The 12,979-nt window shown below is 67.8% G+C and carries 12 protein-coding genes; 10 read left to right on the top strand and 2 right to left on the bottom strand.

All coding sequences use genetic code 11. The annotated features are described in order from the left end of the window. From ACCQ12_RS12070 to ACCQ12_RS12025, 10 genes are all read left to right on the top strand, one after another. Complete coding sequence (locus ACCQ12_RS12070; protein WP_039563864.1) at positions 1 to 795, top strand: polysaccharide pyruvyl transferase family protein; 795 nt, start codon at positions 1 to 3, stop codon at positions 793 to 795. Positions 796 to 799: 4 nt separating this feature from the next. After that, positions 800 to 1,594 carry a WecB/TagA/CpsF family glycosyltransferase gene (locus tag ACCQ12_RS12065; RefSeq protein WP_372381819.1) on the top strand — a complete coding sequence of 265 codons (795 nt, stop codon included), beginning with the start codon at positions 800 to 802 and terminating at the stop codon, positions 1,592 to 1,594. A 34-nt stretch (positions 1,595 to 1,628) separates the two neighbouring features. Continuing rightward, complete coding sequence (locus tag ACCQ12_RS12060) at positions 1,629 to 2,090, top strand: cupin domain-containing protein (RefSeq protein ID WP_372381818.1); 462 nt, start codon at positions 1,629 to 1,631, stop codon at positions 2,088 to 2,090. Between the two features lie 90 nt (positions 2,091 to 2,180). Then, positions 2,181 to 3,194 carry a TraB/GumN family protein gene (locus ACCQ12_RS12055; protein ID WP_372381817.1) on the top strand — a complete coding sequence of 338 codons (1,014 nt, stop codon included), beginning with the start codon at positions 2,181 to 2,183 and terminating at the stop codon, positions 3,192 to 3,194. A gap of 212 nt (positions 3,195 to 3,406) precedes the next feature. Beyond that, on the top strand, positions 3,407 to 4,438 hold the full coding sequence (locus tag ACCQ12_RS12050) for a 3-oxoacyl-[acyl-carrier-protein] synthase III C-terminal domain-containing protein (protein ID WP_372381816.1): 1,032 nt from the start codon (positions 3,407 to 3,409) through the stop codon (positions 4,436 to 4,438). After that, positions 4,438 to 5,286, top strand: a complete 849-nt coding sequence (locus ACCQ12_RS12045; protein WP_372381815.1) for an MBL fold metallo-hydrolase — start codon at positions 4,438 to 4,440, stop codon at positions 5,284 to 5,286. The genes ACCQ12_RS12050 and ACCQ12_RS12045 overlap by 1 nt, the downstream gene beginning before the upstream one ends. Then, complete coding sequence (locus ACCQ12_RS12040; RefSeq protein WP_372381814.1) at positions 5,283 to 6,242, top strand: NAD-dependent epimerase/dehydratase family protein; 960 nt, start codon at positions 5,283 to 5,285, stop codon at positions 6,240 to 6,242. Before ACCQ12_RS12045 ends, ACCQ12_RS12040 begins: the two co-directional genes overlap by 4 nt. Continuing rightward, entirely contained in the window at positions 6,233 to 7,387 is a 1,155-nt protein-coding gene (locus tag ACCQ12_RS12035) for a glycosyltransferase family 21 protein (protein WP_372381813.1), read from the top strand. Before ACCQ12_RS12040 ends, ACCQ12_RS12035 begins: the two co-directional genes overlap by 10 nt. Positions 7,388 to 7,394: 7 nt before the next feature. Beyond that, positions 7,395 to 7,976: a hypothetical protein gene (locus tag ACCQ12_RS12030; RefSeq protein ID WP_221229978.1), complete on the top strand. Its 582-nt coding sequence runs from the start codon at positions 7,395 to 7,397 to the stop codon at positions 7,974 to 7,976. Next, positions 7,966 to 9,228 carry a glycosyltransferase gene (locus tag ACCQ12_RS12025; RefSeq protein WP_372381812.1) on the top strand — a complete coding sequence of 421 codons (1,263 nt, stop codon included), beginning with the start codon at positions 7,966 to 7,968 and terminating at the stop codon, positions 9,226 to 9,228. The genes ACCQ12_RS12030 and ACCQ12_RS12025 overlap by 11 nt, the downstream gene beginning before the upstream one ends. A 190-nt stretch (positions 9,229 to 9,418) precedes the next feature. On the opposite strand, the gene dxs is transcribed toward ACCQ12_RS12025, so the two are convergent. Together dxs and ACCQ12_RS12015 are read right to left on the bottom strand one after the other, a co-directional pair. Continuing rightward, a complete protein-coding gene (gene dxs / locus ACCQ12_RS12020) occupies positions 9,419 to 11,335 on the bottom strand; it encodes a 1-deoxy-D-xylulose-5-phosphate synthase (RefSeq protein ID WP_372381811.1) in 1,917 nt (638 codons plus the stop codon). Between the two features lie 583 nt (positions 11,336 to 11,918). After that, positions 11,919 to 12,575: an HNH endonuclease gene (locus ACCQ12_RS12015; RefSeq protein WP_039410890.1), complete on the bottom strand. Its 657-nt coding sequence runs from the start codon at positions 12,573 to 12,575 to the stop codon at positions 11,919 to 11,921. Between the last annotated feature and the right edge of the window lie 404 nt (positions 12,576 to 12,979).

Genomic DNA, 12,979 nt, shown 5'->3' with positions numbered 1-12,979 from the left:
ATGGCCAACGCTTTGCTGCAGAAATGGATAGAACATGCAGAACGTCGTGCATTGTTCTGGTGGCAGCCGAAAAACGCTGGCGTCAACATGGGGGACCACCTGTCCAAGGTGATCGTGTCCTGCGTGCTTTCGCTGCAGGACAAGACGCTGATCGAAAAGCGTGACCTGAGCAAGAAGCTCATCGCGATCGGGTCGGTGCTGCATTTTGCCAAGGACGGCGATACCGTCTGGGGCAGCGGGATCAACGGCAAGATTCCTGCCGAGCGCAATACCTTCAGCACGCTCGATGTGCGTGCGGTGCGCGGGCCCAAGACGCGCCAGTTCCTGCTGGACCGCGGCATCGCGGTGCCGGAAGTCTACGGCGACCCAGGGCTGCTGACGCCGATGTTCTTCCCGGCCGAAGCGCTCGGTGCGGTGGAAAAACGTCCGTTTGCGATCGTTCCGCATTTCAACGAGCCGGTCGAAAAATACAGCGCGTACGCGGACCATCTGGTGTTTCCGAACGTCAAGCCGGCAACCTTCATGAGCCAGCTGCTGGGCGCCGAACTGGTGGTCAGCAGTTCGTTGCACGGCCTGATCCTGGCCGAGGCATACGGCATTCCGGCCGTGTATCTGGACTGGGGCAACGGCGAAGATCGCTTCAAGTACGACGATTACTACTACGGCACCGGGCGCACCCAGTGGCACTCGGGCAACAACGTGGAAGAGTGCCTGGCGCTGGGCGGCAACGGCAGCTTCGATCTGGAAAAACTGCAGGCCGGCTTGCTGGCCGCATTCCCTTACGACCTTTGGTGATTCGATGATGCAGGGCCAGCGCGTGGACAGGGACACAACGAGCGGCGCCGCCGCCGGCACTCCGGCCGGAGTGGCGATTCCGCTGGGTGGGTTTCCGGTGTTGTCCACCACCCAGGAAGCGTTCGCGCTGGACCTGTTTCACGCGTTGGCTGCACAGCAGTCGCGCCGGGTCTTTTTTGCCAACACCAACTTTGTCGTGCAGTGCCAGGCGCTGCGGATGCGCATGCGCGAGCCCGGCGTGCGCATCGTCAACGACGGCATCGGGATGGATCTGGCGGCGCGGATGATTCATGGCCGCCGGTTCGCCGGCAATCTCAATGGCACCGATCTGATTCCGTATCTGTGCCGGGAGAGCGCGCAGCCGCTCAAGTTCTTCCTGCTGGGCGGCCGGCCCGGGGTCGGCAAGACCGCCGCTGCCACCTTGACCGGTACGCTGGGGCAGCAGGTGGTGGGCATGTGCGACGGTTACGGCGAGTTTGCCGCTGCTGGCGAGGGCCTGGCCGAGCGCATCAATCGCTCGGGTGCGGACGTGCTGCTGGTGGCCTTCGGCAACCCGTTGCAGGAGCGCTGGATCCTCGACCATAGTCACGCGCTGCGGGTGCCGCTGGTGTTCGGTGTGGGCGCGCTGCTGGACTTTTTGTCCGGCACCGCCAAGCGGGCACCGGACTGGGTCCGTCGCCTGCATATGGAATGGATGTACCGCCTGCTCAACGAGCCGCGCCGGCTGCTCAAGCGCTATAGCTGGGATCTGCTGGTGTTCTTCCGCACCTGTCTGCGCGCGGGCAAGCATCTGCCGTGATGCGCAGCCGCGGCGGCTGGCCTAGCATGCGTGCATGCATCCCACTGCCGCGGCCCTGATCCGATCGCTCGCGTTGTCACCCCACCCGGAAGGCGGGCACTTCCGGCGCGTCTACGCCTCCGCGCGCCAGGTCAGTGACAACGGCGTCGCGCGCCCGGCGCTGACTGCGATCCGTTTCCTGCTCACTGCCGGCCAATGCAGCGCCTGGCACCGCGTGGATGCGGAAGAAAGCTGGCATTGGCAGCAGGGCGATGCGCTGGAATTGCTGGTCTACGACGAACGCGACGGGCAACTGCGGCGGTTGATCCTGGACGCGGCCGAACGCGGCGAGCCGATGCATGTGGTTCCTGCGGGCTGTTGGCAGGCGGCGCGCTCGCTGGGTGACTTCACCCTGGTGGGGTGCACGGTGTCGCCGGGATTCATGTGGGACGGCTTCGCGCTGCTCGACCAGGCGTCTCCCCTGGCAGCGCATCTGGCGACGCTGGCGACGCGCTAGCGGTGCTGCCGATGCTCGGCCGAACGCTTCCCTAACGCAGTGGTCGCAGGCTTGGCGTAATGTCCGCCGCAAACAGGGGGCGACCACGTGATGCGACACAGGGCAGTGGGATGGGGCGCCGGCTTGCTGCTGGTGTCGATGCTGGCGACCGCCAGCGGTCTGGCGATACAGGACGCGGCCGCGCCGCCCCCGGTGGTCGACCTGGAGGCGCTCGTCGTCCGCGGGGTCCAGCCCGGGCCGGGCCTGTGGAAGGTGCGCAAGGGCGAGCACGTGTTGTGGATCCTGGGCACGCAGTCGCCGTTGCCCAAACGCCTGCAATGGCAATCGTCGGAAGTGGCCACCATCATCGGCCAGTCGCAGCAGGTGCTGATGGCGCCGACGGTGCAGGTCGACGCGGACATGGGCTTTTTCGGCAAGCTCACCTTGCTGCCATCGGCAATGCAGGCGATGAAGAACGAGGACAGCCGCGAGCTGCGCGAGGTCCTGCCGCCCGACCTGTACGCGCGATGGAAGGTGGCCAAGGCCCGCTACATCGGCAGCGATCGTGGCGTGGAACGCAAACGCCCGATGCTGGCCGCCGGCGAGTTGTACCAGGCGGCGCTGAAGCGTGCGGGCCTGGCCCGCTCGCCGGTGATCTGGTCGGTGGTGCAACGCGCCGCCAAGCGCGCCGGCATCAAGCCCACTCCCACGGCGCTGGACTACAAGATCACCGACCCGCGCCAGGCACTGAAGGAGTTTCGCGCCGGCGGCCTGGACGATATCGCCTGTTTCCGCAGCATCCTGGTGACGGTGGAGCGCGACCTGCCCACCATGGTCGAGCGCGCCAATGCCTGGTCGGTAGGCGATATCGAGGCATTGCGCCAGCTGCCGCGCGAAGATCCGCAGGCGGCGTGCATGCGCGCGATGGCCAGTTCCGATGCGGCCAGGAAGCGCGGCATCGACGATCTGGAGCGGCGCATGCGCGAGCATTGGCTCGCGATCGCCACCACTGCGCTGCAACGCAATCGCAGCACCTTCGCGGTGCTGCCGATCAGCCGTCTGACGGCCCCGGATGGATACCTGGCCCGGTTGCAGGCGCTCGGGTATGCGGTGGAGGCGCCTTGAGCGCCTGACGCGGCAATGGGCGTGCAGGTGCACGGCACCGTTACGCACGCAGTGCATGCCGGAGTTCGCGCGCGATGCCGGACACGCAAGGCTTGCAGCCGTGCCAGCAGGGCGTGCCTGGGAGCGGTGCCGCACGGCGGTGCGGAATGACACTGCGGAGGAACGGGCACCTCGCCATCCGGGACGGTTAGGCCGACCGTTCCAGCCAAGGTATGCTGCGCGCCTTCTTCGCCGAGAGCTCCGTGTTGAACGCATTGCCGCTGCGCATCCTGGGCACCGGACGCCACGTCCCGGCCAGGCAGGTGACCTCGCAGGCGCTGGACGAGCGCTGGCAATTGCCGGCGGGAACCACCCTTGCCCGGCTGGGTGTCGCCACGCGTCACTACGTGGGCGAGGGCGAGACGGCATCTTCGATGGGTGCCGCTGCCGCGCAGCAGGCACTGGCAAACGCCGGCATCGATGCCGGCGAGGTGGATTGCCTGATCTCGGCCTGCAGCGTGATGGAGCAGCCGATTCCCTGCCAGGCGGTCTTGATCCAGCGTGCATTGGGGCTGGGCGATTCCGGCATTCCGGCATTCGATGTCAACGCGACCTGCCTGAGCTTTCTGGTGGCACTGGACACGGCGGCCAATGCGCTGGCGCTTGGCCGCTATCGACGCGTGCTGATCGTCTCCAGCGAAGTGGCATCGGCCGGCCTGGACGATACGGTGCCGGCCACTGCCGGGCTGTTTGGCGATGGCGCCGCTGCGGTGGTGGTCGGGCGCAACAGCGCAGACCACGGCTCGGCACTGCTGTCCAGCCGGCTGTCCAGCTACGGCAGCGGCGCGGACCTGTGCCGCATCCGCGGCGGCGGCACTCGCGCACCACAGGGCGACGACGACGCACGCGCTGCCTCACGCCTGTTCTGGATGGACGGCCGCGGCGCCTACCGGTTTGCAGCGCGCCATCTGCCCGCATTCTGGGACCAGTTGCTGCGCGAGGCCGGCACCAGCACGGCGCAGCTGCGCTGTCTGGTGCCGCATCAGGCCTCCGGCGGTGGGCTGGATCATGTCGTGCAGACGCTGGGGCTGCGCAGCGAGCAGGTCGTGCGCATCCTGCACGACACCGGCAACCAGGTGGCTGCCTCGCTCCCGCATGCCCTGCATCACGCATGCGTGGACCGGCAGCTGCAACGCGGCGACGTGTTCGCACTGCTCGGTACCGGCGCCGGCCTGGCGATCGGTGGCATGGTGTTGCGGTACTGATGGCCACGCGCGTGTCCATCGCGCTGTTGCGTGTCGGCCACTGCCGTCATTGCGAGCGCATGGTGCGTGCGGATGGCCACTGGCATGCGGTGGAGTTCCCCGCGTTGAGCGTGTTGATCCGGCATCCGCAGCGCGGAGCGCTGCTCTACGACACCGGCTATGCCACGCATTTTTTCGATGCCACCGATCCCTGGCCGGAGCGTGTGTATCGCTGGACGACACCGGTGACCCTGCCCGCGCACGAGACCCTGGGCGCGCAACTGGCGCGGCGCGGCGTGCAGCTGGAGGACATTGCCTGGTGCTTGATTTCGCATTTCCATGCCGACCATGTCGGCGGTCTGCGCGACCTGCCGAATGCGCGCTTCATCTGCCTGCGTGGCGATTACCAGCAGCTGCGCAGCTGTTCGCGCCTGGGCGGCTTGCGACGTGCCCTGCTGCCGCAGCTGCTGCCGGACGACTTCGATCGGCGCTTGCAGTTTGCCGAGCAGGCGCCGCAGCACGCGCTGAGTGGCGCCTGGCAGGGGCTGGGGGCTGCCTATGACCTGTTCGAGGACGGCAGCGTGCTGGCGGTGCCGCTGCCCGGGCATGTCCCGGGGCAAATGGGCCTGTGGCTGCGCGATGCGCATGACCGGCAGGTACTGCTGTGCGCAGATGCGGTGTGGTCCCACGCAACCTTGGCCACCCTGCAGTGGCCGGCATGGCCGACGCGCCTGCTCATGCACGACTGGCGCGCCTTCCAGCGCACCGTGCATCACCTGCATGGCCTGGCGCAGGCGCACCCGGAGCTGGCCATCCTGCCGTCGCACTGCCAACCCAGTCTTGACCGTTACCAGCCGGAGTGGCGATGACGCTGCGCATTCTCGTGACCGGCGCGTCCGGTTTTGTCGGCGGCGCCTTCCTGCGCCGGTTCCAGGGGCAGCCCGGGCTGGAGATCCATGGCATCGGTCGACGTGCCAGCGATCTGCCCAACTACCATTGCATCGACCTGAGTCGGCCGTTCTCGCTGGAGTGGCAACCGGACGTGGTGATCCACGCGGCGGCGCTGGCCTCGCCCTGGGGGACGCGCGCGCAGTTCGAGCTGCACAACGTGCAGGCCACCGCCAATGTCATCAACTTCTGCAAGCAGCACGGCTGCCCGCGTCTGCTGTACGTGTCCTCCAGTTCGGTGTTCTACCGGGAGGCGCATCAATACGATCTGGACGAGCACAGTCCGATCGGCCCGCACTTCGTCAATACCTACGCGCAGACCAAATACCTGGGCGAAACCCTGCTGGAGCGCTATCCGGGCCAGGCGTCGGTGCTGCGTCCGCGTGCGGTGTTCGGGCCGGGCGACACGGTGCTGTTTCCACGCGTGATCGCCGCCGCACGCAAGGGCGCGCTGCCGCGTTTCATCGGGCAGACCCAGCCGGTGATCGGCGATCTGATCTACATCGATACGCTCTGCGATTACCTCTATCGCGCGGCCACGGCGCCGCAGTTGCAGCGGTCCTACAACCTCACCAACGCGCAGCCGGTGGATGTGCAGCAGCTGTTGCTGGAGGTGCTGGCGCGGCTGCGTCTGCCCATGCCGCAACGCCAGGTCCGTATCGGCACTGCGCTGCGCATGGCCAGCGTGGTCGAAGGTCTCCACCGTGCGCTGCGCTTACGTGGCGAGCCGCCGATCACCCGGTTTGGCGTGGGTGTCTTTGCCTATTCCAAGACCTTCGATCCACACCGCATGCTGGCCGATCTGGGCCCGCCCAGTGTTGATCTGGACGCAGGCATCGAGGCATTCGTGCGCTGGCAGGCTGCCCAGTGGGCCTAGCCACGCTCGCCCTGGCTGCCGCGTATCTGGGCCTGCTGCTGATCAAGTCTGCAGCCGCGTTTCGGGTCATGCGCGGCGCGCATCCCGGCCTGGCTGGCGGTATCGCCGCAACGCAGGCCGAGGTGGCCGTGCTGCAACCGATTCTCGGCGGTGATGCGCACCTGCAGGAGGTGCTCGCATCCAACCTGCGAGCCCTGCCACGGGCGCAGTTCATGTGGTTGCTGGATGCAGACGACATCGCAGGCAACACGGTGGCCGATGCGCTGATCGCCCGGTTTCCACAGGTGCGGATTGCCCGCATGCTGGTGCCGCCGGCGCCACCGGGCATCAACCCCAAGGCCTGGAAACTGCAGCACGCCTTGCCGGGCGTGCATGCGCCGATCAGCCTGATCCTGGACGATGACGCGCACCTTGGCAGCCACGCCCTGACGCAGGTGTTGCACGACCTCACCCATGCCGACGTCGTGACCGCGTTGCCGTATTACCGCGACAGCGACACGCTGGCGGGGCGCCTGCTCTCGCAATTCGTCAACAACAATGCAGCGCTCACCTACCTGGGTTGGCTGCCGTTTGCGGCGCCGGTGACACTCAATGGCATGTGCTATGCCGCGCGGACTGCGCAGCTGCGTGCCTGGGGCGGCTTTGCCGCACTGCTGGACCAGCTGACCGACGATCTTGCCGTCGCGTCGCTGGTGCGCGAACGGGGAGGGCGCCTGTGGCAATCTACCGCGCCGGTGGAAATGCGCACCGCACTGCCGGACCTGGCGAGCTATGCACGCCAGATGCACCGGTGGATGCTGTTCGGGTTGATCCTGCTGCGGCAACAACCCGTGCGCGTGCGTGGGGCCATCGTGTTGCTGCAAGGATTGCCGCCGGTCGTGCTGCTGGCCATGCTGCTGTGTGCGTGCATGCCGCCGGCCTGGCCGGGTGCAGCCATTGTGGTTGCCACATTACTGCTCCGCGCACTGCTGCTGTGCGCCGTGCAATGGCGCGTGACCGGTGCGCTGCGCCACCGTCCGCTGCTGTCGGTGTGCGCGGAGTGGCTGCAGCCGCTGCACCTGCTGCACGCTGCAGGGGTGCGCACCATCCGCTGGCGCACCCGCCGCTACCGCGTACTCGCGAACGGTCGTTTTCGTGCCGAATGAGCACCCCTTGCTGCAGATTGCGTTCCTGACCGGGCAGAGCGACCGGGCACGCTGCGCCTTGAGCGCGGAGCAGCAGCAGTTTCTGCAGGCGTTGCAGGGTGCGGGCCGCCGGCTGATCGACTGCAATTACCCGTATCGCCCAGACAGCGCGCCGCATCGGCGCACCCCGCTGTGGCGCGCGAGCCTGTCCAACGCGCGCCAGTATCTGGGCGCGCGCGCCGGGCGCGTCGCATCTGCCGATCGCGCGCGCGTGGCTGCGTTGCTGCAGCACAGCCCGATGACCGTGCTGCTGGCCGGCAGTTGCGGCTTGCAGTTGTTGACGGCCCTGCAGTTGCCACAGTCGGCGCGTGCGCGCCTGGCCGTGTTCGCCTATGGGCCGGTCTGCCGCGCGCCTGACGCATTCGGGCAGGTCCGCGTGGTGCAAGGGCGCGGAGATTGGATCTCGCGCGCGCTGTTCGATGGTGCGGTGGCGCACGCGCCACGCTGTGGCCACATGGACTATCTGCGCAGCGCGAGCGTGCTTGCCAGCTGCCAAGGCTTCGTTGCCGAGGTCGAGCAGCGCTTGCGGAGCAGCCTGCATGCGGATTGATCTCGTCGCCCCGCCGTACAGTGGCCACCTGCATCCGATCCTGGCCATTGCGCGCCAGCTGACGCCTGACCACGATGTGCGCGTCATCAGTACGCCGGCGGCGCAGGCGCGCATTGCGGCGTGCGGGCTGCGCGCGGTCAGCGTGCTGGACGCGCAGGCCGATCGGGTGTTGCTGGACATTGCCAACCCACCGCATGCGGTAGGCCATCATCCGTTGCGCCTGCGCCGCCAGCTGCACGCCGCGCTCGGCCTGATGGCGCAGCTGGGCGATGCGCTGAAGACGGACTGGCGCGCACGACGGCCGGATCTGGTGATCGCCGATTTCACCCTGCCCAGCGCCGGGCTGGCCGCGCAGGCGATGGGCATCGCATGGTGGACCAGCATGCCGTCGCCGTGCGTGATCGAGACCGGCGACGGGCCGCCGGCCTACTTCGGTGGGCTGCGACCGGCCACCACCCTGCGCCAGCGCATGTGGCATGCGCTGGCGCGGCGGCTGACGCGCGGCTTCAAGCGCAGCTTGCATGCCTGCTATCGCCGCCAGATGCGCGCGTGCGGGTTGCCGGCGCTGTACCGCCGCGACCGCAGCGAGGCGGTGTATTCGCCGCAGTGCATCCTGGCCTTGGGCGTGCCCGCGTTCGAGTTCGCCCAGCGCTGGCCCGCCGCCTTGCGCTTTGTGGGGCCACAACTGTGCACGCCGCCGTCCGAGGTGGCGCCTCCCGGCTTCGTCGACGGGCGCCGGCATGTGCTGGTGACGCTGGGCACGCATCTGCAGTGGGTCAAACAGCGCATGGACGAGGTACTGCGCGCGCTGGCGCCGCGGTTCCCCGAGGTGATCTTTCATTTCAGCGATGGCGATACGGCCGCGCCGCAGCAGCAGGGGCAGGGGCAGGGCAATTATCAGCGGCTGCCGTACGTGGATTACGCGCAGCATCTGCCGCGGTACGCGCTGGTCGTCCACCACGGCGGTGCCGGCATCCTCTACGCCTGTCTGGCAGCGGGGCTGCCTGCGATTGTGTATCCGCTGGACTACGACCAGTTCGACCACGCCGCGCGTCTGCAGGCCGCCGGTGCGGCAATCTGGCTGCGCAATCTGGATGAGCTGCCGGCGCGACTGGATGACGCCCTTGCCGCGACCGAGCCGCCGTGCGGCGTACGTCGCCTGCAGGCGGAGCTGCAGGCGATCCACGCGCAGCAGCGCGTCGTGCAGCTGGTGCAAGCGTTCGCAGGTACCGGCGCGCTACTGCAGGAGTGATGCCACCGCGCCAGCGCCGCCCGCGGCGGCATGGTGGCGTGCAGGGGGCACAGTCTGGCCGCGTCCATTGACGCCCAGGCAAGCCCCCGCGTGTGGACTAGGGACAGAACGCGCGTCACAGGCGGGCCCGGTCAGTGCTGCCCCGGCGTTCCCCATGCGCCAGCCCAACCTCGCGGGACGCCGGTTGAAATCAACCCGCCGCTGCGTTCAATGGCGGCGTGTGGGTCGTCATCAGTTGCGGCCAGCGCTTGAGCACCGCGGCGCGGATGCCGGCCTGGTCGATGCCGGCTTCGGCCAGCAGGTCTTCGCGGCTGGCGTGATGCTGGAAGCTGTCCGGCAGGCCCAGCTGCAGCATCGGCATGGTCATGCCCTCGGCATTGAGCAACTCGGACACGCCCGAGCCCGCACCGCCGGCAACGACATTGTCTTCGATGGTGACGAAGCCATCGTGGGTCCTGGCCAGCTCCAGCAGCATGCTCTTGTCGAGCGGTTTGACGAAGCGCATGTTGACCACGGTCAGGCCAAGTTCGCGGCCGACCGCTTCTGCGGCTTCCACGGTCACGCCGAAGCCCAGCAGCGCAATGCGCGACCCGCTATGACGCAGCTGCGCCTTGCCGATGGGCAGGGTGGCCAGCGAGGCGTCCAGCGCCACGCCGGGGCCGGTGCCACGCGGGTAGCGCACTGCGGCCGGGCCTTCGTAATGCACGCCGGTGCTCAGCATCTGCCGGCATTCGGCTTCGTCGGCCGGTGCCATGACCACCATGTGCGGCACGCAGCGCAGGAAGCTCAGATCCAGGTTTCCGGCATGGGTGGCGCCATCCGGGCCGACCACGCCGCCCCGGTCGATCGCAAACAGCACGTCCAGCTGCTGCACCGCCACGTCGTGCACCAGCTGGTCGTAGCCGCGCTGCAGGAAGGTGGAGTAGATCGCCACTACCGGTTTGGCGCCTTGCGTGGCCATGCCGGCGGCCAGCGTCACCGCGTGTTGCTCGGCGATCGCGACGTCGAAATAGCGCTGCGGGTATTCCTTGCTGAAACGCACCAGGCCGGAGCCTTCGCGCATCGCCGGGGTGATGACCAGCAGCTTGGGCTCGGCCGCCGCCATGTCGCAGACCCAGTCGCTGAACACGTCGGTATAGGTCGGCTTCCTGGCGCCGGCCTTGGCCACCAGGCCCTTGCTCGGGTCGAACGGGCCCACGGCGTGATAGCCGATCTGGTCGCCTTCGGCCAGCTCGTAGCCCTTGCCCTTGGTGGTGATGACGTGCAGCAGCTGCGGGCCCTTGAGGGTCTTGAGCGTCTTGAGCGCGCTGACCAGGCTGGGCAGGTCGTGGCCGTCGATCGGGCCGGTGTAATGGAAGCCCATTTCCTCGAACAGGGTGGACGGCACGAACATGCCCTTCCAGTGCTCCTCCCAGCGCCGCACGAAGCGCGCGGTGGGATTGTTCTTCTTGTCGCCGAGGATCTTCTTGCCGCCCTCGCGGATGGCGTTGAGGGTACGGCTGCCGCTGGCACGGCCCAGCATCTTGGTCAGCCCGCCCACCGCCTCGGAGATCGACATGCGGTTGTCGTTGAGGACCACCAGCAGGTTCGGCTCAGGATCCATCCCGCCGGCGTGGTTGAGCGCCTCGTAGACCATGCCGGCGGTCATGGCGCCATCGCCGATCACGGCGACCACCTTGCGGTCGTCGCCGTTGCGCTGCGCGGCGATCGCCATGCCCAGCGCGGCCGAGATCGAGGTGGACGAATGGCCGACGCCAAAGGTGTCGTAGATGCTCTCTTCGCGCTTGGGAAACGGCGCCACGCCGTCCTTCTGCTTGACCGTGTGGATCTGGTCGCGACGGCCGGTGAGGATCTTGTGCGGGTAGGTCTGATGCCCGACGTCCCACACCAGCTGATCGACCGGCGTCTGATACAGGTAGTGCAGGGCCACGGTGAGTTCGATCACGCCCAGGCCGGCGGCGAAGTGCCCGCCGCTCTTGCCCACCGATTCGATGAGATAGGCACGCAGCTCGTCGGCGATCGCCGCAAGATCGGCCTCGTCGAAGCTGCGCAGGTCGTCGGGGGTCTGGATGCGGGACAGGCGCGGGTAGCGTGTGGAGTCGATCATCATCGTGTCAATCTTCTGAAACCACATTGTCCTCCCCAGGCGAAGGCCCGGCAAGCAAACCGGTTCAGCTGTCAGCCGGCGGTAATGGTCGAGCGCGCCGTCGTGAGCGCTTTGCGGCGTGGTCGGTGGCGCCTGCGGCCATCTGTCGCACGTGGGTCAGCGGCGGGTGCGTCCGTCCAGATCGCGGCCGATGCCGTAGGCACGGCGGAGCAGGGCAGGGGTCCGTGCAGGCGCTGCTGCGCGGCGGGAAGAGGGCTGGTCCTGCTGGGGCAGCGAAAGCTGGTTGCCGCATGTGTGCAGGCACTGAGGCGCGATGGCGATGGCCAGGACGGGCGGCAGTGGGCGTGCGCCGTTATCAGGGATACGTTGTTCCGGTCCCGGTAGCGACAGCTGTGGTGTCGCGTGATCCACACAGATGCGCAGCATAGCCAAGGCTGCGATGAACCAGGCTTCCGTCTATTGGCTAGGCCGCGTGTGCCATCGGTGGCGCACGCGGCCAGTGCTCCTGCCGCGATCGCCATGGCGCTTGCGCCGTTGCCTTCCCTGCAATGCATCGACGCGCGCGCCGTCAGGCGCCTGCGACCTACAGCGACAGTTTCGAGCGTTTGGGCAGCTGCGCACGCAGGAAGGCCATCTGGTCCGACAGGATATTGCGGTTGGACAGGATCAGGTGCTCGATCCAGCTCGGCCGGTACGGCACCGCCAGCAGCGGCATATGCGCCTGCTGTGGCGTACGGTTGGCCTTGCGCGAGTTGCACTGGAAACACGCCGTGACCACGTTCTCCCAGGTATCGCGCCCGCCCTTGGAGACCGGCATGACGTGGTCGCGGGTGAGGTGCGGGCGGCTGAAGTGCTGGCCGCAATACATGCACAGTTGCGAGTCGCGCGCGAACAGGGCGGTATTGCTGAGCGTCGGGGTCGGGTCCAGCGCACGCGAGCGGGCGTGGCCGCGCGCGGCGATGATCGGGTGCAGCTCCAGTGTGCTGCGCTCGCCGGTCAGCCGCGAAATGCCGCCGTGGATCTGCATGCAGGGCTCGCCCAGCGTCCAGGACACCGCGTCGCGTGCATACAGGCAGGCGGCGTCCTGCCAGTTGATCCAGTCCAGCACCCGGCCGTGCGCATCGAGCGACAGCAGGCGCAAGCTGGGAAGTGGCTGGATCGCAGCGACAGCGCTGCCCGCGACCGGGGCAGAGGCGCCTCCGGGGAAGATCACATCACCTACGTGCGTGTCTGTCTCCATCGGGAAAACAGCTTATACCCGATCGTTGACAGTTTGTGTATCGCGGCGAACGGCGTTGGCGCGTGTACCGCAACGACTGGCTCAGCAAGGACGCGTATGGCCGCGATGCCGCCGCGCTGCGCCACCAATGTTCGGACCCGTTGCAGGCCTCACTTAGCCATAGGAACTCACTCGGGCGCGACGTCTTGCCGATCGGTAGCGCCTCATCGCGGCCAGGTCCGCTCCTACGATAGCGGCGGAATCTTGCGGTGTTGCCGTAGGAGCGCGCCCGGGCGCGACGTCTTGGCGATCGGTACCACCTCGTCGCGGCCAGGTCCGCTCCTACGACAGCGGCGGAATCCTGCGATGTTGCCGTAGGAGCGCACCCGGGCGCGACGTCTTGCCGATTGGTACCGCCTCGTCGC

The sequence above is a fragment of the Xanthomonas sp. NCPPB 1068 genome (assembly GCF_041479385.2).
Taxonomy (GTDB): Bacteria; Pseudomonadota; Gammaproteobacteria; order Xanthomonadales; family Xanthomonadaceae; genus Xanthomonas; species Xanthomonas cannabis.
The sequence above is the reverse complement of the archived record's forward strand: the minus strand, read 5'-3'. Positions and strand labels throughout refer to the sequence as shown.